This window comes from Streptomyces sp. NPDC058671 (assembly GCF_042716475.1).
Lineage (GTDB): Bacteria > Actinomycetota > Actinomycetes > Streptomycetales > Streptomycetaceae > Streptomyces.
In genome coordinates this window covers 119535-141132 of record NZ_JBHXSA010000005.1, presented here as the reverse complement: position 1 = coordinate 141132, position 21598 = coordinate 119535, and the positions used below count along the sequence as shown (strand labels likewise).

Below are 21598 nucleotides of genomic sequence, written 5' to 3'. Positions count from 1 at the left end.
AAACACCACCCCCGCGCCGTGGGCGTGCGCCCCCCCCCCCCAACCCCCCCCCGGGGGGCAATTCGGTGGGGGGGCCGCCGGGGGGCCCCCCCCCCACCTCTCTCATTCTCTGGAGTCTCCCCGTCATGCAGAACGCGAACGCACCTGAGTCGTCGCTCATCGGGGAGGAGTACGAGGTCGAGGTCGGCCCGGTGGCCCACGGCGGCCACTGCATCGCCCGCACCGAGGAGGGCCGCGTCCTCTTCGTCCGCCACGCCCTGCCCGGCGAGAAGGTCGTCGCCCGCGTCACCGAGGGCGAGGAGACCTCCCGCTTCCTGCGCGCCGACGCGGTCACGATCCTCGACCCCTCCAAGGACCGCGTCGAGGCCCCCTGCCCCTTCGCGGGCCCCGGCAAGTGCGGCGGCTGCGACTGGCAGCACGCCAAGCCCGGTGCCCAGCGCCGCCTCAAGGGCGAGGTCATCGCCGAGCAGCTCCAGCGGCTCGCCGGCCTGACCCCGGAGGAGGCCGGCTGGGACGGCACGGTCATGCCGGCCGAGGGCGACAAGCTCCCGCCGGGCGAGGTCCCGCAGTGGCGGACCCGGGTCCAGTACGCGGTCGACGCCGAGGGCCACGCGGGCCTGCGCAAGCACCGCTCGCACGAGGTCGAGATCATCGACCACTGCATGATCGCCGCCCAGGGCGTCTCCGAACTCGGCATCGAGAAGCACGACTGGGAGGGCATGGCCTCCGTCGAGGCCATCGCCGCCTCCGGCTCCGGCGACCGGCAGGTCATCCTCACCCCGCGCCCGGGGGGCCGCCTCCCCTTGGTGGAACTGGACAAGCCGGTCTCGGTGATGCGGGTCGACGAGAAGGACGGCGGCGTCCACCGCGTCCACGGCCGCCCGTTCGTCCGCGAGCGGGCCGACGAGCGCACCTACCGCGTGGGCAGCGGCGGCTTCTGGCAGGTCCACCCGAAGGCCGCCCAGACCCTGATGCTCGCCGTCATGCAGGGTCTGACCCCGCGCAAGGGCGAAACGGCCCTCGACCTCTACTGCGGCGTCGGCCTCTTCGCGGGCGCCCTCGCCGACCGGGTCGGCGACCAGGGCGCGGTCCTCGGCATCGAGTCCGGCAAGCGCGCGGTGGAGGACGCCCGCCACAACCTGGCCGACTTCCCGCGCGTCCGCATCGAACAGGGCAAGGTCGAATCGGTCCTCCCGCGCACGGGCATCACCGACGTCGACCTGATCGTCCTGGACCCCCCGCGCGCCGGCGCAGGCAAGCAGACGGTCCACCACCTCGCGAGCCTGGGCGCCCGCCGCGTCGCCTACGTCGCCTGCGACCCGGCGGCCCTCGCCCGAGACCTGGCGTACTTCGCGGAACGCGGCTACAAGGTCCGGACGCTGCGCGCGTTCGACTTGTTCCCGATGACCCATCATGTCGAGTGCGTCGCGATCCTTGAGCCTGCTGAAAAGGGCCGCTGACCTGGCGTTTCTCCGAGTGTGCGTTATGGGCGTTACGTGCGTTAGGTGCGATATCTTGACGCATATTCGACGCACGTGACGCACGTTTGACGCACGGACGGTGCGATTTCTGATGGATCGTCACGCGTGATTGCCGACTGCCGAATGGAGCCCTCAGCTGAGTGGTCGTGGGCACCTTGAGGTGGCTGGGGCGCTGGCTCCCGAGCTGTCGGCTGCCCCTGCCTATTCGCTTCTCGGTAGTGACGTTCCGTGACGTTAGGTGGGGTGTCCGGTGCGTGTTGTGTCAGGGGCCGTAGGGGCTCCAGTGCCCGAGGAAGGGCCTGAGATCGTCGGCTCGTGGTTCGGGGATGTCGGGCAGTCGGGGCGGTGTGTTCAGAGGGTCGAGGCGCTCCACGCGGGCTGCTGCCCAGTCGATCCACGCTTCGGCTTCGGTCCTGGTCTGGCCTGGGGGCGTGGCCTTGACCCGGGTGCGTACGGCGCTCACGTACTCCGTCAGTCGGATGGCGTGGCGCCATGCGGCTTCCTGCGCTTCGAAGTGCCTGACGCGGTATGCCTCGGCGTACTGGACGCGCGCTTCTTCCATGGCGGCTTCCCAGCGGACGCGTTTCTGACGCGCTGCTTCGATCTCGTCGAGACGTCTGCGTTCGGCGGCTTCACCGCGAAGCGTGACCTCCTGCGCGATCTCGGCGAGCTGATCTTCGAGGGTGCGTCCGGGGGTGTCGGACCATTCGCTCGCGCGGTGCGGCTGGCCGCCGCTCAGGGCGAAGCGGAGGCGTTCGGACGGGGCGTAGTCGAAGCGGGGATCCTGATCCAGGAGTTCCTCTTGGCCTCCGCGAGTTCCTTCTCGGTGGCGACGTGCTCGGTCCGGTCCTGCTCCTGGAGGACGAGGAACCCTACTGCCTGGCCCTGTGCGGTGATGGTGAAGTGGGGGTCTGCCCTGCGGCGGCGATGGGATGGGGGTGCGAAGCCGGTCTGTCCTGCCGAACTGGAGTGTCCTTCGTTCTCGGTGGCGGTGATCAGCGCCTGGATAAGCCTGAGGGCGCGTGCTTGGACGGACTTGGTCAGGCCCAGCGGCTGGGGTTCGTTCTGCATGGCCCGGACCACGCTGTGCGGCCGCGCGAGCCGTGAGGGCACAGGGACGGGTTCGAGGACGGCCAGACGCCAGGCGGGGATGTCGACGAGCTTGATTTCATAGCCGCCACGGCACCAGCCCCCGTACAGCTCCTTCGTCTCTGGGATCCTTCCGGACCTGCGTGCCGCGGCGACGCGGGAGGGCCACTTCTCCAACTCCGGACCGCTGCCGCTCTTGATGATCCGGCCGCCCGCCTCCGTGAGCTCTTGCAGTAGCTGTTCTGAGAACGTCATGCGAGGTTGTGGGGAGGAGCGTGGCAATCGAGCGGGGGTAGGAATTTCCTGAGCTTGGGCGGGCGGGGGTTGCGAAGGGGCTGGCTGGGTCTTCCGTGGGCGAGTCTCACGGGGAGGGTATGTGCCGTGCGCCAGGTAGTGCTGGCCGGCACTCGTCAGGGCGACGCTCCATTGCCCGCCCTTCCGGGAGACCGTGACCAGACCCCGGTTCTGCAGTGCCTGGCACGTGGTCTTGTACGAGCTTGTCTCCCACACGCCGGCAGGGCACCCGGCTGCCACCCACTCAAGTACCGCAAGCTGACGTTCATTGACTGGCCGTTCCAATGGTCTGCCCTCGACTTATGGCTGTCATGACGGGGTGGGTGGTGTCAGTGATCGTGGTGCAGGGCAGGTGCTGCGTGGAGGGTTCACCTGAAGCCGTATCCGATGTCGCCTTTGCCCCCCCCGGCAGAATTCGACCCGCACACCTCTGGAGGTCGTCGTGGCTTCCGATGGTTTCCCAGGTTAGCGGGATATCTGATGGCTTGTCAGGGTTTCTGTCTCATGCATGTCCCGTGAGAAAGTAATGCCCTATCGGTCATCTCATGCTTTCCCGCCCTGTGTTGAGAGTCTGGCGCGACGTGGCGGACGCTGCGGGGCGTCGGCGGGTGCAGGGGTGCATGCATCGGGCTTTGAACTGAACGAGTGGGCGGTCGGGGTGCGTGCGGCTGAGTGTCTCCGACCTCCGGGAACACGGCGGCCCCCGGTAGCCGTAGGGTCGTATGTCGGTCGAGTGCCGGGTGCGCCCGAGGGTGTACGTGATCGTGGGGCGTTATTTCTGGCCAGGGGTCCATTTCATGCCGAGTCGGTACGCGCGGGAGATCACGTCCTGGACTCCGGGACCGTCCGCCGGGGTGAACCATCGCACCTCGCGTCCGATGACGAGTTCGCCCTTCTGGCGCTTGATGAGGGCGATGGCGCACGCGTGTGCCCGCGGAGGGCATTCGTCCAGAACCACCTGGAAGCGGTCGCCGCGGTCGGAGGTCAGGGTCACCACCGCGTCGAGGCCGCGGAAGTCGCCGGACCCTTCATAGATGTAGACGAAGAGCAGGAGTTTCTGGAATTCGGCCTGGTGGTCCAGGTTGATGACCAGGTTCTCTCCCGTCTCCCGGGCCCCGGTCCGGTCGTCCGTGTCGAGCGCGACGTAGGGGAAGCGGTCCACCGCGCCGAAGGCGTTGCCCAGCGCCTGTACCACGGTCTTGGAGCCGTCGGCGCAGCGGATCATGCAGCCGAGGTCGAGATCCACCTTCCTGGCCGCAGCCGAGCGCAACGACGCCCGGACCCGGCCGAACAGACCACGCGCCTCGCCGGCCGCCCTCTGGGCGGCGGCCTGCGGCGAGGTCCAGTTGAGGTTGACCTTGATCAGTCCCGAGGTCACGCCGTGCTTGTCCAGGGAGACCGTGGGCGAGGCCTTCGTCAGGTTCACGGTGGTGGGCTTGGTCATGCGGCACCTTTCGGGGAAGGTCCTGGGAGCCGGGGTGGTCGACGACCATACAGGCGGGGCGTGAGGCACCGCAGAGAATCGGTTGTTGACGGCCTGACACGAGGATGGGCTGGTTGGCCAGGGCGGCCGTTACTGTGGGGCCGTTTGGGGAGGCTGAGCCGGAGCGGAGCGCGGTGAGTCGTGGGCGGTCTTACGGAGGCGAAGCTGAGGGCGCTGGCCGGGGAGCGTTCGTTCGAGCGTGGGCTCGCTTATGCCGACGAAGTGTCCGGGGTCGAGTTCGGTGACGGCTGGATCAGGGCGTCGGTACGCGGCACGGAGCGGTACGAGGTGGAGCTGCTTCTGGGCGGGCGCAGAAAGCCCGCGGGCACGTGCGATTGCCCGTACGGCCAGGAGGGCCACTTCTGCAAGCACCTGGTTGCGCTCGGTCTGACGGTGATCGCCCAGGAAGCCGACCTGCCTCGCCGGCGGAAGGCTGCCCGGGACAGGACCCGAGACCTCGACGCCTGGCTGACCGGCATGTCACGGGACGATCTGCTTGCTCTTGTACGGGAAGAGATGGCCGAGGACCGGAGCCTGCGGAGACGTCTGGAACTGCGGGCCGCGAGCGCCAGCGGCGACGTGGTCGGGATCCGTTCCCGTATCCGCGAGTTGCTCGACAGCGGCCCTTTCGCCCGGTATGGCTACGTCGAGTACGCCGACGTTCACGCCTACGCCGACCAGGCCGCCCAGGCGGTCGGCGCGATCCGGTCACTGACGGCCTCCGGCCGGGCGGCCGACTCGATCGCTCTGGCCCGGGAGACGATCGGGATGCTGGCCGCCGCAGTCGAAAGCGTCGACGACTCCGACGGCCGGTTCGGGGAGATCGGCGTCGGCCTGGCCGACGCCCACCATGACGCCTGCCGCGCGGCCCGCCCCGACCCGGAGGAACTCGCCCACTGGCTCGTGAGGCACGCGCTCGACGACGCGGCCGACCTGACGGACATCGACCCGCTCGACTACGAGGACCTGCTCGGCGGGCGGGGGATGGCCGCCCTGCTCCGGTACGCGACGGAGGCATGGAAGGCGAACCGCACCGGCTGGGCCGAGAAACACCTCATGCAGCGCCTCGCGAAGTCGGGACGGGACATCGACACGGTGATCGCCGTGCACGCCGCCGACCTCGCACCGAACGGTCACACCCATCTGCTCATCGCCCGCGAGCTCGACACCGCCGGCCGCACCGTCGAAGCCCTGGAATGGGCCGAGCGCGGCATCCGGGAGACCGAGGACCTCGCCACCGTCGACACCGCCCTGATCGACCACCTCGCCGACCGCTACACCCGGACCGGTCGGCCCGCCGACGCCGTCACCCTGCGCCGGGACCACTTCGCGGCCCGCCGCACCCTGCTCGCCTACCAGCAGCTGCGTGCCGCGGCCATCGCCGCCGCGTGCTGGCCGACCGAGCGTGAGAAGGCGCTGGCACTTCTCCGAGCCGATGCCGAAGGGGTGGACGCGCGCGGTGGCCGGGTCCTCGTCGACGTCCTGCTGGACGACAAGGACATCGACGCCGCCTGGAGGACAGCGGGCGAGCACGGGGCCCACGACGGCCAGTGGCTCACCCTCGCGGACCGGTCCCGCCCGATCCGCCCCGCGGATGCCCTCGCCGTCTACCTCCGCCTGGTCACCCCCCTCACCCGCGCGACCGGCAACCATGCCTATGAACAGCTCGTCACCCTGCTGCTGGGCATCCGTGACTGCCACCACCGCCTCGGCACACCGGACGACTTCACCGTGTACATCACCGACCTGCGCGCCGCCCAGAAGCGGAAGCGGAACCTGATGCGACTGATGGACGACCACGGCCTGTCGGGCTCGTGACGACCACCGTCGCGCCTGTGGGCGCCTTCGGGGAAGCCGGTACAGGACGACAGAGGACCTGCATAGACTGCCCTCCGGTCGGGGGAGGTCCACCTTGCGGAATCGTGGGGTGCGGACCGCGAGGGGGAGGCGTGACACCGTGGAACCACTGAAGGACGACGACCCGAAGGAGATCGGGGGTTTCGCCCTCGTGTGCCGGATCGGCACCGGCGGCATGGGCCAGGTGTTCCTGGGCGAGTCCGCGGCCGGCCACCAGGCCGCGGTGAAGGTCATCAAGCCCTCCGTGCTCGACGAGGACACCCGGGCGCGTTTCCTGTCCGAGGTGGAGAGCCTGCGCACCGTCTACGGGCCTTTCGTCGCGGCCTTCGTCGGCGCCGACGCGAAAGCCGATCAGCCGTGGCTCGCGGTCGAGTACGTCCCCGGACCCGATCTGCGCACCCTGGTCGCCGGTCAGGGGCCCCTGCCGCTCGCCGAGACCGCCAGCCTCGGAGCACTGCTGGCCGAGGGCCTCGGCACGGTCCACGAGGCAGGGCTGCTCCACCGCGACCTGAAGCCGCAGAACATCCTGCTCTCCCCCTACGGCCCCAAGGTGATCGACTTCGGTCTCGCCGTGCTCGCGGAACGCCGCACCGCCCTGACGGCCACCGGCTTCGTCGTCGGCAGCGTGCTCTGCATGCCTCCGGAGCAGGCCCGGGGCGAGCAACAGCTGGACCGGTCCGCCGACGTGTACGCGCTGGGCGCGGTGCTGTTGTTCGCCGCGACCGGGCACTACCCGTACGAGGGGCCGACGTGGCAGGCCGTCGCCCTGAGGATCGAGGACCCGGCGACCCCTCCCGACCTGACCGACGCCCCACCGGAACTCGTGCCGCTGATCACGGACATGCTGGCACTGGACCCGGATGCCAGGCCGGCACTGCCCGAAGTCACTGAGAGGCTGGTGCGCGTCATCCGTGCACAGGGTCTGACCGCCCTCCAGGCCAAGCGCCGCCTCTCAGCTCTGACGCCCGAGATCAGCGTGCCCCAGCTTCCCGCGCCGGCCCCCGAACCTTCGGCGGGAGCCGACGCACCCGCCTACACACCCGCCGTCATCGACCAGGCGGCGGCCGAGGACGACGAGCAGGCGGGCCCGGCTGGTTCCGCAGGGGCCGGGCAGCACGCCTCGGAGGGAGAGCCCGGTGCGGATGATTCGGACGACGGCGCATCCGCCCTCCCGGAGTCCTCGCCCGCGCAGGCGGAAACCCGCCCGCGCCCGCGAGGCGGGACGACCGCTGTCCGGCCCTCCGCGCCCTTGAGGATCGCCGAGCGGATTCGTGCCGGCTACGCCCGCGAGGCCCGCTTCTGAGCAGGCGCGGCCCCCGTGCCCGATCTCGTACGTCCCGCTTCCTCCCCGTGACAGACTTGCGGAGGCGAGAGCGACGACACACGCAAGACGAAGGGGCCGTGAGTGACCGACCAGGGGGCGACGCAGGAGGGGACCCGGTTCCCGCCGGGCGCGCAGATCCTCGTACGGGACGAGGAGTGGCTGGTCCGCAACACCACCACGACCGATCACGACGGGGAGCGGATCGAGGCGGTCGGCGTCTCCGAGTTCGTGCGGGACGAGGAGGCCGTCTTCTTCAGCGGCATCGACACGGTGGAACTCCTGGACCCGGAGAAGACCGTCCTCGTACCCGACACCTCCTCGTACTTCCGGCGCAGCCGCCTGTTCCTCGAAGCCGTCCTGCGCAAGACGCCGCTGCCCCAGTCGGAGCGGGGCCTCGCCCTCGCCGACCGCTTCCTCCTGGACCCGCTCGTCTACCAGCAGCGCCCGGCCGAACTCGCCCTGTCCATGCGCAACCTTCGCCCCCGGGTCCTCATCGCCGACGTCGTCGGTCTCGGCAAGACCCTGGAGATCGGCCTGACCCTCGCCGAGCTCATCCGTCGGGGCCGGGGCGAGCGCATCCTGGTGGTGACCCCGCAGAGCATCCTGGAGCAGTTCCAGCACGAGCTGTGGACGCGATTCTCCATCCCGCTCGTACGGCTCGACTCGCTCGGCGTCCAGCGTGTCCAGCGCGAGCTGCCGGCCGGGCGGAACCCGTTCACGCACTACAAGCGCGTGATCATCTCCGTGGACACCCTCAAGAACATCGGCCAGTACCGGCACCACCTGGAGCGGATCCGCTGGGACGCTGTCGTCATCGACGAGTCCCACAACCTGATCAACCCCGGTAGCCAGCGCCGCGCCCTCGCCGAGATCCTCGCTCCGCGCACGGACGCCCTGCTGCTCGCCAGCGCCACCCCGCACAACGGCGACAAGCGGTCCTTCGCCGACCTGATCTCGCTGCTCGACCCGGCCGCCATCGCCGACCGCGACCACTACGACCCGGCGGAGGACCTCGGCCACCTCTTCATCCGGCGCACCAAGATCAGCCCCGAGGTCCGGGACGAGATGGGCACCGAGTGGCCGGACCGGGGCCCCACCGTCTCCCTCCACTGTGCCGCCACCGAGGCGGAGGAGCGGGTCTTCGCCGAACTGGCCGAGCACTGGATCCCCGCCCCGCCGACGAGCACGGAGTTCGGCACCGCCGGTCAGGACCCCGTCTCGGTCGCCGTCGAGCCGGTCTTCGCCTACAACCTGCTCAAGACGTTCCTGTCCTCCCACGTCGCCCTGGGCGAGACGGTCGCGAACCGCATCTCCTCCCTCACGGACCGGGTCCGCAAGGCCGAGGAGAAGGGGCTGCGGCCCGACCCCGCCATCGCCACCGAGCAGGCCGCCCTCGCCCGGCTCCAGGAGATCGTCTCCGGCATGGGCGACGGCACCGCGCCCGGCGACTCCGCCAAGCTCGACGCGCTCGTCGCCCAGCTCAAGGAGATCGGTGTCGGCCCCCGGTCCACCATGCGGGCCGTGGTCTTCTCCGAACGCGTCCGCACACTGACCTGGCTGGCCGAGGTCGTCCCCGCCCGCCTGGGCTTCCCGGTCGGGGCCGACGGCACGTCGAAGGCCGTGGCCGTGATGCACGGCGGCCTCAGTGACGAGGAGCAGGGCAAGGTCCTCGAGGCGTTCGGCCTGGCCGACACCCCCGTCCGGCTGCTGTTCACCGGAGACGTGGCCTCCGAGGGCGTCAACCTGCACCGTCAGTGCCACCACCTCGTCCACTACGACATCCCGTGGTCCCTGATCCGCATCGAGCAGCGCAACGGCCGTATCGACCGGTACGGGCAGAAGTACGAGCCACGGTTCCATGCGCTGATCCTCACCTCGGCCGTCCCCGGCGCCAAGGACGACCGCACGGTCGCCGAGAAGCTGCTCCTCCGGGAGGAGGAGGCGCACAAGCTGGACGGCACGGCCGAGGCCGTCTCGGGTCTCTACCGGGCCGAGGAGGAGGAGCGCCGGCTGATCAAGGAACTGGTCAGGGGTGGCACGGTCGAGGAGTTCCTGGACTCCGCCCCCGCCGACGACACGGCACTCGCCGACCTGTTCGGCCAGGTGGACATGATCACCGATCAGGAGCTGCCCGCCCGCGCCGACCTGATCTCGCTCTTCGACGGCGACACCGCCGACTTCGTCGCCACCGCCCTCGACGAGGTGTACGAGGAGCGCGCCGAGGACCAGATCGCCCTGTCGTCCGGCACCGACGCCCAGGGAGGGTCCTACTTCTCCCTCTCCCCGGCCCTGGCACCCGACCTGCTGCACCGCCTCAAGGCCCTACCGCCCTCCTATCTGAGAGAACAGCACGTCGCCGAACGGATGCTGGTCACCTTCGACCGGGCCCTCGCGCAGCGCAAGCTCAACGAGGCCAGGGACAGCAGCACCACTATGTGGCCGGACGTCTCCTTCCTCACCGACATCCATCCGGTGGTGGAGTGGCTGACGGACAAGGTCCTGGTCGAGTTCGGGCGCCAGGAGGCCCCGGTCATCACCACGCCCCACGTAGACGGCCCGGTCTTCCTCGTCCAGGGCATCCACTCCAACGCCCTCGGCCGCCCGACCGTGGTCCGCTGGATGGCCGTGACCGGTCTCCGCCCCGACGGCACCGGGACGCCCGAGGTACGCCCCATGGCCGACGCGCTGCGTGACGCGAAGGTCGGACCGAGGCTCGCCCGCACCGGAGGTCCGCGGGACCCGGCCCGGCTCCAGACCCTCGTCCCGGCCGCCGTCGCCGCCGCCCGCCACCACCTGGACGCGGGCAGGGCAGCGTGGGAGGAGCAGATCAGCGGGCCGCTCGCCGCCTACCGCGACCACGTCGCCCAGTGGCGTGCCGACTCCCTGCTGCCCGGCGTCACCGGCCGCCGCGAGCGCCTCGTCGAGGAGACCGCCGACGAACTGGCCCGGCTCCTCGACCAACTCCACACCACCGGCCGCCCGCTGCTGCGGGTCCTCGCCGTCCTCGACCGCCCCGGCGCCCCCGACGCCTCCGGAGCCGAGGCGGTCGCACCCGCGGCCGGCGCCCAGGACCCGGCCCCCGCATCCGACGCCGCCCACCCGTCCGACGCCCAGGCGGAGAACTGACGTGACGTACGACTCGCTGGTCAACCACGGCGACTACCTCTCGCCGCACTACCTCGCCGAGGTCCTCCCCAAGGACCTCAAGGCGAAGGACGGCCTCCTCACCCGCTGGGCGGCCTTCGAGGAGACCGAACGCCGCCGCCACGCCGACGCCGTCGCCGACGCCGCCCGCCAGGGCCTCGGCCCCGGCTCCGTCCCGCCGCGCGTCCGCACCCCCCGCGAGGGCCTGCGCGCCCTGTACGGCTCCTACTTCGCGGGCCGCGCCGCGCTCGCCGAGGACGCGGCGGCGCTCGCCGCGCCCGACGCGCTCGCACCCGAGGGGTGGCGGAAGCGCTACACCGAGAGCCACCTCGACACCCTGCGTGCCCTCGGCTACACCGATGCCCACGAGCAGACCGTGACCGTCCACCGCGCTGACCGCGAGTACGCCGTCCAGGTGCTCCACGCCGAACCCGGCCTGTACGCGGTCGCCTGCGGCTGGACCACCGAACCCGACGCCGCTCTCGACCCGGACGGCGCCGGCCGCCTGCTCCACCCGGTGGAGACGGAGACGTCGGCGCCGGACCTGCTGGACGCGAAGGCTCTCACCGACTTCCTCTTCACCTGCGACGCACCTCCGCGCCACGTCCTGCTGCTCGTCGGCGGAGTCGTCGTCCTCGCCGACCGCCTCGCCTGGCCCGAGGGCCGCTATCTGTCCGCCGACCTCGACGCTGCCCTGCACCGCCGCGACGACCGCCACGGCGGCGAACTCGACATCCTGGCGGCGCTGTTCGGCGCCGACGCGCTGCGCGTCCCCGCCGAGGGCGGCACCGCCCCGCTCGCCGCCTTCCTCGACCGGTCCGCCAAGCACGCCGTCGGTGTCTCGACCGAACTCCGCGAGGGCCTGCGCCTGAGCGTCGAGTGGATCGCCAACGAGGTCCTGGACCGCCTGCGCGAACCGGAGAACGGCGTCACCCCCGCCGACCTGGACGACCCGGCCCGCCTCGCCAAGGAACTCAGCCGCGAGTCGCTGCGCTACCTCTACCGCATCCTGTTCCTGCTGTACGCGGAAGCCAGCCCCGCCCTCGGCATCCTGCCCTCCGACTACCCCGAGTACGAGCAGGGCTACGGCCTCCAGCGCCTCGGCGACCTCGTCCTGCGCGACCTCGTCGGCGAGCGCTCCCGGAAGGGCTTCCACCTGTACGAGTCGCTCGACCTGCTCTTCGAGAAGGTCGAGAAGGGCCACCGCCGCTACGGCACCGAGCCCGAGGACCTCGCGGCGGAGGCGGCGGCCCGGGAGGCGACGGAGGCCGAGAACGAGGCGGCGAGGCTGCTCGCCGACGGCGAGATCACCCAGGCCGAGTACACCGAGCGGGTCCGCGAGGCCGACCGCGCCCGCCGCGCCGCCGCCCGCAGCACGAGCGCGGGCCTGCGCTTCGAGGCCCTGCGCTCCGAGCTGTTCACCAAGGAGGCCGTCCGTCTCATCTCGGACGACCAGATCGAGAACCCGGAATACAGGGGCGGAGAAGGAGAGAAGCGCCGCCCCTTCCTGGACACCCGGCTGCGCAACGAGACCCTGCACAAGGTGCTGCGCCGCCTGATGCTCACCAAGGGCAGGGGGCGCGAGCGCGGCGGCTTCATCTCGTACGCCCAGCTCGGCATCAACCAGCTCGGCGCGGTGTACGAGGGCCTGATGTCCTACACCGGCTTCATCGCGGAGGAGGAGCTGTACGAGGTCGCCAAGGGCGGCGACCCGTCGGGCGGCAGCTGGATGATCCCCGCATCCCGGGCCGGGGACTACGACGACGCCCTCTTCGTCAAGCGGACGAACGAGGAGACGGGCCGCCTGGAGCGGGTGCCCCACCCCAAGGATTCCTTCGTCTACCGCCTTGCCGGCCGCGACCGCCAGACCTCTGCCTCCTACTACACCCCGAAGTCCCTCACCGAGGTCACGGTCGAACTCGCCCTCAGGCACCGCCTCGACCAGGACGGCACCACCCCGGCGAAGGAACTCCTGGAGTGGAAGATCTGCGAACCGGCCCTCGGCTCGGGCGCGTTCCTCAACGAGGCCATCGACCAGGTGGCCGCCGAGTACCTGCGGCGCCGGGAACGCGAGCTGGGCCGCCGGATCGACCCCGAACTGCGGCAGATCGAGCTCCAGAAGGCCAAGGCGTACATCGCTCTGCACAACGCCTACGGCGTGGACCTCAACGCCACGGCGGTGGAACTCGCCGAGGTCTCCCTCTGGCTCAACTCCATGCACCCCGGCATGCGGGCCCCCTGGTTCGGCCTGCACCTGCGGCGCGGTAACTCGCTCATCGGCGCGGGCCGCAAGGTCTACCGGGCGGACGTCCTGCCGGGCGGTGGATGGCTGGCCAAGAAGAACACCCTCCCGCCGAAGGACCTGCCGTTCCGGGACGGGCCGCTGCCCGACGGCGCGGTGCACCAGTTCCTGCTGCCCGCGATCGGCTGGGGCGCGGTCGCCGGAGAGCCGGAGGCGAAGAAGCTCGCCGAGGACGAGGCCAAGGCGCTGGGCCAGTGGCGCAAGGGCGTCCAGAAGGCCCCGAAGGGACCGAAGCCGTTCCAGGAGCGCGGCGACGAGACCGCCGAGGCCCGGCAGAAGCGCTACGACCGCTGGCGCAAGGCCGCCGACAAGACCGAGCTGGGCCGCCTCCAGGGCGTGGCCCGGCGCGCCGAGTTCCTCTGGTCGCTGGTCGCGACCCGCCTCGAACTCTCCGAACGGGCGGTGTCCCGCCGCGTCGACGTGTGGGGCGCGGACTGGCTGGAGCAGTCGGCGGAGGCGGAGGACAAGCAGAAGGTCCTCGACGACCTGACCCGGCACGGCACGCCGTACTGGCGGCTGAAGACCGTCATGGACGCCTGGTGCGCGCTGTGGTTCTGGCCGCTGGACAAGACCGGCGAACTCGACGGTACAGACCCGGTGTACGGCACGGGCGGCGCGCTCGTCGACGAGTCGTCGGTGCCGGGGCTGCTGGGCGGTGGGACGGTGGAGCCTGGCGCCCCGGTGGCGTCGGCGGCGCCCGTGGAGCCGCCGTCCGGCCCCGCGCCCGGGGACCAGCTGTGGCGGACGGCCGGCCTGTTCGACGACCCGGACGGGGAGCAGGAGGAGCTGGGCGAGGGCCTGGGCACCGGCGCGTCCGGGCGGAGCGTCCCGGCCGCCCGCAAGGCGGTCAACCGCGCGCCGGAGCGGACGACGGTCCCGCTCCAGAGCCTCGGAGACTGGCTGGACTTCCTGGAGAGCCTGCTGGGCAGGGTCGACATGCCCGAGCAGTCGCTGCTCTCGGGCATCGAGAACCTCAGCCCCGACGAGGCGCTGGGACTCCTCGCCGACGTGGAGGACCGCCTGGAGGGCTTCCTCGGCATGCGCCCGGCGACGCAGCTGCCGTTCCGCTACCCGTGGCTGAACACGGTCGAGGACATCGCGGGCACCACGGAGAAGGACATAAAGGCGGAGGACGGCCACGGCTTCTTCCACTGGGAACTGCACTTCGCGCACGTGTTCCGGGGGGCGGGGGGCGGGTTCGACCTTCAGGTGGGGAACCCGCCGTGGGTGCGTCCGAGATGGGAAGAGGACGCGGTTCTGGCGGAGCTAGATCCGTGGTTCAAGTTGGAGGAGAAGCCAACCGCAACGTTGTGGCGTGAGCGAAAGGAAGAAGCGCTGGCCCTCGCTGGGGACTTGACGTACTTTTTGCGGGAGTTGGCATCCACTTCTGGGATGGCGGAGTGGCTCGGGTCAGCGGTTACATATCCAGTCCTCACGGGAACGCATCCGGATTTGTATCGGGCGTTCATGTGCCGTGTATGGGGAAACCTCGGAAAAGTGGGGCTGGCCGGTCTCATCCACCCAGATACGCATCTGGGGGGTTCGCGGGATGGGAGAATCCGACAATCCGCGTACCGTCGACTTCGGCTGCATGCTGGGTTCGTGAACGTTGGTAACTGGGCGTTTGAGGCCAGCAGGAATACGGAGTTTGGGATTCATGTTTACGGAACCCCGAAGAGTTCGATCAGGTTCGATAGCCTGAGTCGTTTGTACGGCGTGGACCCGCTAGTCGCCTCTCTCGTGCATGATGGAGAAGGGGAGGTTCCCGGAATGAAGCACGGTGGTAGCTGGGATCTCCGCCCCCATCGTGCACGGGTCGTTACGGTTGACGAGTCTATGCTCACGGAGTGGCAGCGCCTGACTGGCGATGCAAGCACCCCAGCGACGCAAGCGGCGCTACTGCAGCCGATCACTACAGCAGAGCAGTCGGCGATCAAGGCTTTGTCTGCTGTTACGGAGCGAATTTCAGAACACGACCTGCAAGTAAGTCGGGGATTCCATGAGACAGATGGGAAGCGAAAGGGGTACTATGCGTGGAACACCTCCGATCCGTCGTCGCTTTCAGAACTCATCCTTCAAGGCCCTCACTTCGGAATTGCTGCTCCTGTAAGTAAGCAGCCCATGGTGCCGTGCCGAGGTAATCACGACTGGGTTGCCTTCGATTTGGTAAATCTTCCTTCGAACGCCGTGCCGCGGACAAACTATGCTCGCCCTGAAGCATTCTCATTTATGCGGTACGAAGGCGAACAAGATCGGTGGCTGGACCGAGCGCGGCTTGAGGTCGACTGGGAGCCCAGCCTTCAGGATTGGGAAAATCGAAGCGACGTATTGACGGCGGACGAACTGCGGCTGCCTGAGGCAGAGCAACGGGAACTGTTGCGGCAACAGCTATGGCTATTTCGGCCGTACACGCACTTCTATCGCCTAGTTTGGCGCCGAATGATTCCGTTTAATACGGAGCGAAGTCTGTTCGCGGCACTGGTTCCCCCTGGTCCCGCCCACGTGAATACAGTGAGCTCGCTCGCGTTGAGTGATAACCGCTCGACCGCGCTGGCGTCTGGTTTCTGGGCCTCTCTTCCGCTTGATTATCTCCTTCGCATTACTGGGCGTTCAGATTTGCAATTGGCTGAAGCCAAGAAAATGCCGCATGCTGATCCTGCCCATCCTCTCTCCGGCCCTCTCCTCCTCCGCACCCTCCGGCTCAACTGCCTCACCGACGCGTACGCGCCGCTATGGGCCGAGCTGTACGACATGACGTGGCCGGGCTACGAGGATTGGGCGGTGGAGTGGCCCGGTCTAGTGCCCCTCGCTGGCGGAATCCAGAAGACCTGGGAGTACGGCACCCCGCTCCGTACCGAGTACGAGCGCCGTGCCGCCCTCGTGGAGATCGACGCCCTGGTGGCGGTATGGCTCGGCATGAGTGCTGACGAGCTCATCGCCATTCACAAGGCGCGGTACGCGATCCTCGCGGATCGCGAGTCGAACATGTGGTTCGACGTCACGGGGCGGCAGTTGGCGCAGGACTCGTACGCCCATGGGCACGGCCAGACCAAGGAGCACTACGAGCACTTCCTCGCCTACCAGAAGAAGGAGCGGCCCGAGCCCCCCGAGGGCTACACCGCGCCCTTCTACAAGGCGAACCGCGAAGAGGAGATGCGCGCGGCGCACGCGTACTTCTCCGCGCGGCTCCAGGAGGCCGTCGACAAGGGGAAGTGGACGCCTCCCACGGTGTGAACGACAGCGCCCCGCGCCGGACTCGTCCGGCGCGGGGCGCTGTCGTGAAGGTCAGCCCTGGGCGGCGTACGTGACGAAGTCGTCCCACGCGGTGGGGGAGAGGGCGAGTTCGGGGCTCCGCTGGTCCTTGGAGTCCCGGACGTGGATCGCCTGCGTGCCCTTGGCCACCTCGACGCAGGCGTCACCCTGCGAGCCGCTGTAGCTGCTCTTGAACCAGGCCAGTTCGGACGTGCTCATAGCGCTCCTCGCAATCGCTTCAGCAGGCCCAGGGAGTCCTCTGGGGTCAGGGCCTGTGAGCGCAGTTTCGCATACCGTTGTTGGAGCAAGCTGATCTCTTTCGCGTGGGCGATCAGCCGTCCGTTCTGCTGGCCCTCCGAATACCCGAACCACCGGTTCTCGGGCGTCTCGGCCAGCATGATGGGCCCATCCAGCCCCGCATGCGTCGGCCTCCGCAGTGGCATCACCTGAAACTCCACGTTCCAGTTCCGCTCGATCAACCCCACCAAGTGGTCCAGCAGTTCCCGCGTCACCGCCTCCCCGCCCGTCCACCGCTCCAGCACCGCCTGCTCCACGATGAAGCTGAAGGCCGTCGGCGGTTTCCGCGTCACCGCCAGCAGTTCCTGCCTCGCCAGCCGTGCCGCGATCCGCTGTTCCAGCTCCTCCGGGTCCGGCAACGGGGGGACGTCCAGCGAGACCGCCCGTGCGTACGCCTCCGTCTGCAACAGGCCCGGGACCACCCGGCATTCGTACGTGTACAGACTGATCGCCGTCGCCTCCAGCCGCGCCCACTGCCGGAACCAACTTGCCAGCCCCGCCTGCCTCGACAGGTGCGGCGCCGCCTTCCGTAGTGCGCCCGTGCCGCCGAGCACCGGTTCGGCGCGCTCCACGAAGTCGCGGTCCGGCATGCGCCGGCCTTGTTCGACCGAGGCGACCGTGTGCTTGGAGTAGCCGATCAGGGTGCCGAACTCCTCGCGGCTCAGGCCCGTGTGTTCGCGTAAGGCCTGGACGACCGCGCCGAAGGTGCGCAGACTGTCCGACGCCCCCGGTTCCGCGCCGCCCGCCGCCGCCCCCGTACCGCCGTCCGTGCTCTCGTAGGCCACCGCCGGACACCTCCCGTGCCACCCGCCGCCGTACCGCTTCGACCCCGGCCATCGTCACGTACGGTCACGCGTACTGTCCACCGAACGTGCGCGTACGCTGACCCGGCGTACGCGCGGCGGCCCTGGTGAACCCACCTCACCCAGCGGCACCTTGGGCATATGACAGCACCGTCGACCCCCACCACCCACGCGGCACCCGTCACCGTACGTGTGTTCACCCAGCGCTTCAGCTCCACCCCGCGCGGCGCCCGGCTCGCCCGCCGGCTCGCGCTGCACCAGCTCGACACCTGGGGCGTGCCGCACGGCAGCCCGGCGTCCGACACCGCCGCCCTGCTCGTCGCCGAACTCGCCGCCAACGCCGTCACGCACGGCCGCGTGCCCGGCCGGGACTTCGAGCTCGCCGTGAAGCTCCTCGGCAGGACCCTGCGCGTCGAGGTCTCCGACACCCGGGGCGAGCGGCGTCCCCCCGGCCCCGGAACGTCCCGCCCCGTACCCCGGTCGCTCGCCGAGGACGGCAGGGGCCTGCTCCTGGTCGAAGCGCTCGCCGACCGGTGGGAGGTGCTCGACCGCGTCCCCGTCGGCAAGACCGTCGTCGCCGAGCTGGACCTGACACACTGACCGCCGCCGAAGGCCGGACACGTGGGACGCCCCGGGCGGCGGCCGGGCGGTCGCGCTGACAGCCCCCGTCGCCGTCTATAGGCTGACGCCGGGCACGGCATCGGACCGTGGCGGGCGACGGAGGGCGACGGGCGGCATGGCGGAGGCCGAGGACGACGGGCACGGCCGGGGCGCCGAAGGGAGCCGTTCGACGGAACCCCGGGGGTACGCCGTGGCGGAGGACGTCGACCAGCCGGACTCGCTCCTCCTGTCGCTGGGGCCACCGATCGAGATCGGTTCGGACGGCCGGCCGACCGGTGTCGAGCTGGAGCTCCCCGCCGACGAGGAGGGCGAGGAGCGCGGCGAGTACCGGGACGCGGACGGCATCTCCGCCCCCTTCCGGCCCGAGAGCATCAGCATCCGCACCGAGACCACCACGGTGGACCTGCTGCTGTCCCGGATGCGGGAGGGCATGCTCGACCTCGCGCCGGACTTCCAGCGCCGGTCCGGCATCTGGAGCGACCGCGCGCAGAGCCGGCTGATCGAGTCGCTGCTGCTGCGCATCCCGATCTCCAACTTCCACATGGCGCAGGGCGACGAGGACAAGTGGGCCGTCGTGGACGGCGTCCAGCGGCTCACCGCCATCGCCCGGTTCATGGAGCCGAAGCTCACCGGCCTGGCGCCGCTGGCGCTCCGGGGCATGGACTACCTCTGGCAGCTCGACGGCAGCACGTACCAGGACCTCACCGGCCGGCTGAGGATCCGGCTGCGCGAGACCCAGCTCACCGTCCACATCATGCAGCAGGGCACCCCGGAGGAGGTCAAGTACAACGTCTTCTCCCGGATCAACACCGGCGGCATGCCGCTGAAGCCGCAGGAGCTGCGGCACGCGCTGGTGAGCGGGACCGTGCGGACCTTCCTCGCCGACCTGGCCGAGGACCCGGCGTTCGGCGAGGCCACCCGGTGGAGCGTGTCCGACGAACGGATGGCCGACCGGGAGATGGTGCTGCGCTTCCTCGCGTTCCGCCTGACCAATCCGGCCGCGCACACCGAGAAGGACTTCGACAAGTTCCTCATCGACGCCATGTACCGGATCAACACGCTCACCGAGGAGCGGCGGGAGCAACTGGCACGGGAGTTCCGGGTGGCCATGAGGTGCGCGCGGGACCTGTTCGGCGAGCACGCCTTCCGTAAGTGGCGTGGAGGGAAGCGCAGCTCCTCCGTCATCAACAAGGCGCTGTTCGAGACGATCTCCGTCAACCTCGCGCTACTCGACGATCACGAGCGGAACAGGCTGGTAGCGTCGCGGGCGAGGGTGCACGACCGCTTCTTCGACCTCATGGCCGACTGGGACTTCGACCGTTCGATCTCCGTGGGTACCGGGGACCCGGCGAGGATCCGCACCCGTTTCCAGGAAGTGGCACGACTGTTCCGAGGGGTGGCCGAACAGTGATCGACCGATTGACGCTGCACAACTACAAGGCGTTCCAGCACGTGGAACTCCCGCTCGGCCCGCTCACCCTCCTCACCGGACTCAACTCGTCCGGCAAGAGCAGCGTCCTCCAGTCCCTCGCGCTCCTCCGTCAGTCCCACGAGTCCGGATACCTGGCCGTCTCCCCGCTGCTGCCCGAGGCACGCCGGGCAGGGCTCCGTACGAGCGTCGTCAACCAGGGCTTCCTGCTCAACGGCGAACTCGTCGGCCTCGGCACCGGAGAGGACGTCCTCCACGAGGACTTCACGGAGGACGAGCCCCGGATCGGCCTCGCCGTCGACGAGGGGCCCTACCACTACGGGTGGACCGCCGCCTACGAGCCCGAGCAGAACCTCCTGCCCCTGCTCGACGTCGAGCTTCCCGACACCTCCGAGGGCGGACAGGAGCGGCCGGCCGGGCCCGAGGCCGTGACCCCGGCGTTCTTCACCGCCCCCTTCCAGTACCTGCACGCCGATCGCATCTCGCCTGCCCAGTTCTACCCGCGCGACCACCAGGTGGCCATCGGCCGGGGCTTCCTCGGCGTGCGCGGCGAGCACACGGTCAACTTCCTGCGCCACCACCGCGACGACTCGGTTCCCGCAGGTCCACTGCGCCACCCGGAGGCCGCCTCCGATCTCCTGATCGACCAGACCGCCGCCTGGATGGGCGAGCTCTGTCCCGGGGTGGACATCAGGGCCGAGGCCATCAAGGGCACCGACGCCGTGAGCCTCTCGTACGGCTTCCAGGGCACCCTGGGTGCCACCCGGCGTCGCCGCCCCGGCAACGTCGGATTCGGCCTCACCTACGTCCTGCCCATCGTCGTGGCCTGCCTGAGCGCCCGCCCCGGCACCCTGATCCTCCTGGAGAACCCGGAGGCGCACCTGCACCCGCAGGGGCAGACCCGGATGGCCACGCTCGCCGCCTCGGCCGCCGCCCAGGGCGCGCAGGTGATCATGGAGACGCACAGCGACCACGTACTCAACGGAGTACGGCTCGCGGTGAAGCAGGGCCGCGTCACCCCCGCACAGGTGGTGCTCCACTACTTCCGCGGCAACGGAACGGGCGCGGAGGTCGTCAGCCCGCGGGTCAACGCGGACGGTCGGATCGACCAGTGGCCCACCGGATTCTTCGACGAGCTGGAGAACACGCTCGACCAGCTCATCGCCTGAGAACCGCCCGGGGGGCCGGACACAGGCGCACACATCATCGCGGAGGGGGAGACGTGCCGCAGCTGTTCCTGAACGAGAAGTCCTGTGAGACGACGGCGGACCCGGACCGGGTCAACCACGCCATGACCGAGATGGTCGAGGCCGTACTCGCCGTCGCCGCCGTCGACCGTCAGGGCACGGCACTGATCACCCAGGCCGACAGTCTGCTGGCCCTGCAGCTCGCTCCGGGCCATCCCATCGGTAGGTGGATGGGAGCTCCGGGCACCGACGAGGTCCTGCGGCTGCGGCTGAAGAGGCTCGACGACAGGTCGCCGTACCGGACGGTCTTCCCCGAGGGGGAGACCTTCTCCGACGTCGGGTACCAGTACGACGGCGAGACCGTGGAAGGGCTGGGTTACGCACACCTGCTGGGCGGTGTCGGGATCTCCCTGCCGCTGGAGGACCGCTGGAACACCGACCGGATCACACTGGTCCAGGAACGGCTCACGGACGACGAGGACACCGATTCCGTCTCCACCGAGGTCGAGGTCCGGCACGCGGCCCACGCCCGGCACGTCGACACCCATCTGAAGTGGATCGAGCGAGGCGCGAACACGGCCCGGCAGAAGGCCGTCGAAGGCCTGCGATCCGGTACCGAACTGTGGGAGCGGTGTCCGGAGCTCTTCCCGCTCCTCCAGTTCACGTCGGACGCCGAGCGGCATTTCGCCGTACTGCCCGAGGTATGGGTGCGGCCGGTGGGCGAGCGGCTCGGGGAGCTCCAGGACGCGGTCAGCGACTGGGACCCCGAGCAGCATCCCATCGCGCCCCAGTGGCGTTCCGATGTCCGCACCGAGTTCGAGATGCGCCGGAAACTGTGCTGGTTCCCCGACACCGACGGCGAGAGCCGGCTCTTCGACTGGCACTGCGAGTTCCTGCCGAAACCGGGCCGCATGCACTTCCGCCTGCTCCACGAGGAGCGCACCCTGCGTGTCGCGTACGTCGGGCGGAAACTCGGCAACAAGTGAGCCGCCCCGGAGCCCGCACTGCCGCCCCGGCTAACGTAGACCGGTGACC

The 21598-nt window shown here is 69.9% G+C and carries 14 protein-coding genes; 9 read left to right on the top strand and 5 right to left on the bottom strand.

Annotated elements, in window-relative coordinates:
• Nucleotides 1-125: 125 nt before the first annotated feature.
• Nucleotides 126-1460: a class I SAM-dependent RNA methyltransferase gene (locus tag ACFWV2_RS08365; RefSeq protein WP_384403609.1), complete on the top strand. Its 1335-nt coding sequence runs from the start codon at nt 126-128 to the stop codon at nt 1458-1460.
• A gap of 283 nt (nt 1461-1743) precedes the next feature.
• On the opposite strand, the gene ACFWV2_RS08360 is transcribed toward ACFWV2_RS08365, so the two are convergent.
• The 3 genes from ACFWV2_RS08360 to ACFWV2_RS08350 all read right to left on the bottom strand — a co-directional run bounded on the left by ACFWV2_RS08360 (nt 1744) and on the right by ACFWV2_RS08350 (nt 4308).
• Nucleotides 1744-2043 carry a hypothetical protein gene (locus ACFWV2_RS08360; protein WP_384403606.1) on the bottom strand — a complete coding sequence of 100 codons (300 nt, stop codon included), beginning with the start codon at nt 2041-2043 and terminating at the stop codon, nt 1744-1746.
• Nucleotides 2044-2216: 173 nt separating this feature from the next.
• Nucleotides 2217-2825 carry a hypothetical protein gene (locus tag ACFWV2_RS08355; protein ID WP_384403603.1) on the bottom strand — a complete coding sequence of 203 codons (609 nt, stop codon included), beginning with the start codon at nt 2823-2825 and terminating at the stop codon, nt 2217-2219.
• Nucleotides 2826-3636: 811 nt separating this feature from the next.
• The gene (locus ACFWV2_RS08350) at nt 3637-4308 is read right to left on the bottom strand and encodes a hypothetical protein (protein WP_384403600.1); all 672 of its coding nucleotides are present in this window, start codon (nt 4306-4308) and stop codon (nt 3637-3639) included.
• 180 nt (nt 4309-4488) lie between these two features.
• Here ACFWV2_RS08350 and ACFWV2_RS08345 point away from each other — a divergent pair, with 180 nt between their 5' ends.
• The 4 genes from ACFWV2_RS08345 (at nt 4489) to ACFWV2_RS08330 (ending at nt 16208) form a co-directional block, all read left to right on the top strand.
• On the top strand, nt 4489-6165 hold the full coding sequence (locus ACFWV2_RS08345; protein ID WP_384403597.1) for an SWIM zinc finger domain-containing protein: 1677 nt from the start codon (nt 4489-4491) through the stop codon (nt 6163-6165).
• A gap of 139 nt (nt 6166-6304) precedes the next feature.
• Nucleotides 6305-7507 carry a protein kinase gene (locus tag ACFWV2_RS08340; protein ID WP_384403594.1) on the top strand — a complete coding sequence of 401 codons (1203 nt, stop codon included), beginning with the start codon at nt 6305-6307 and terminating at the stop codon, nt 7505-7507.
• A 102-nt stretch (nt 7508-7609) separates the two neighbouring features.
• On the top strand, nt 7610-10654 hold the full coding sequence (locus ACFWV2_RS08335; protein WP_384403591.1) for an SNF2-related protein: 3045 nt from the start codon (nt 7610-7612) through the stop codon (nt 10652-10654).
• Nucleotide 10655: 1 nt separating this feature from the next.
• Entirely contained in the window at nt 10656-16208 is a 5553-nt protein-coding gene (locus tag ACFWV2_RS08330; RefSeq protein WP_384403588.1) for a class I SAM-dependent DNA methyltransferase, read from the top strand.
• Nucleotides 16209-16259: 51 nt separating this feature from the next.
• On the opposite strand, the gene ACFWV2_RS08325 is transcribed toward ACFWV2_RS08330, so the two are convergent.
• A complete protein-coding gene (locus tag ACFWV2_RS08325; protein WP_384403585.1) occupies nt 16260-16445 on the bottom strand; it encodes a DUF397 domain-containing protein in 186 nt (61 codons plus the stop codon).
• On the bottom strand, nt 16442-17308 hold the full coding sequence (locus ACFWV2_RS08320) for a helix-turn-helix domain-containing protein (RefSeq protein ID WP_384403581.1): 867 nt from the start codon (nt 17306-17308) through the stop codon (nt 16442-16444). Before ACFWV2_RS08320 ends, ACFWV2_RS08325 begins: the two co-directional genes overlap by 4 nt.
• A 159-nt stretch (nt 17309-17467) precedes the next feature.
• On the opposite strand from ACFWV2_RS08320, the gene ACFWV2_RS08315 reads away from it, so the two are divergent.
• From ACFWV2_RS08315 to ACFWV2_RS08300, 4 genes are all read left to right on the top strand, one after another.
• A complete protein-coding gene (locus tag ACFWV2_RS08315; RefSeq protein WP_384403578.1) occupies nt 17468-17926 on the top strand; it encodes an ATP-binding protein in 459 nt (152 codons plus the stop codon).
• A 136-nt stretch (nt 17927-18062) separates the two neighbouring features.
• A complete protein-coding gene (locus ACFWV2_RS08310) occupies nt 18063-19358 on the top strand; it encodes a DUF262 domain-containing protein (protein WP_384403575.1) in 1296 nt (431 codons plus the stop codon).
• Nucleotides 19355-20545: a DUF3696 domain-containing protein gene (locus ACFWV2_RS08305; RefSeq protein ID WP_384403572.1), complete on the top strand. Its 1191-nt coding sequence runs from the start codon at nt 19355-19357 to the stop codon at nt 20543-20545. Before ACFWV2_RS08310 ends, ACFWV2_RS08305 begins: the two co-directional genes overlap by 4 nt.
• A 53-nt stretch (nt 20546-20598) precedes the next feature.
• Complete coding sequence (locus ACFWV2_RS08300; RefSeq protein WP_384403569.1) at nt 20599-21549, top strand: hypothetical protein; 951 nt, start codon at nt 20599-20601, stop codon at nt 21547-21549.
• Nucleotides 21550-21598: the final 49 nt, after the last annotated feature.

Coding starts and splice junctions, on each gene's coding strand:
- ACFWV2_RS08310 (WP_384403575.1), top strand. CDS start 18,063: ATGGCGGAGGCCGAGGACGACGGGCACGGCCGGGGCGCCGAAGGGAGC.
- ACFWV2_RS08365 (WP_384403609.1), top strand. CDS start 126: ATGCAGAACGCGAACGCACCTGAGTCGTCGCTCATCGGGGAGGAGTAC.
- ACFWV2_RS08355 (WP_384403603.1), bottom strand. CDS start 2,825: ATGACGTTCTCAGAACAGCTACTGCAAGAGCTCACGGAGGCGGGCGGC.
- ACFWV2_RS08315 (WP_384403578.1), top strand. CDS start 17,468: ATGACAGCACCGTCGACCCCCACCACCCACGCGGCACCCGTCACCGTA.
- ACFWV2_RS08325 (WP_384403585.1), bottom strand. CDS start 16,445: ATGAGCACGTCCGAACTGGCCTGGTTCAAGAGCAGCTACAGCGGCTCG.
- ACFWV2_RS08350 (WP_384403600.1), bottom strand. CDS start 4,308: ATGACCAAGCCCACCACCGTGAACCTGACGAAGGCCTCGCCCACGGTC.
- ACFWV2_RS08360 (WP_384403606.1), bottom strand. CDS start 2,043: ATGGAAGAAGCGCGCGTCCAGTACGCCGAGGCATACCGCGTCAGGCAC.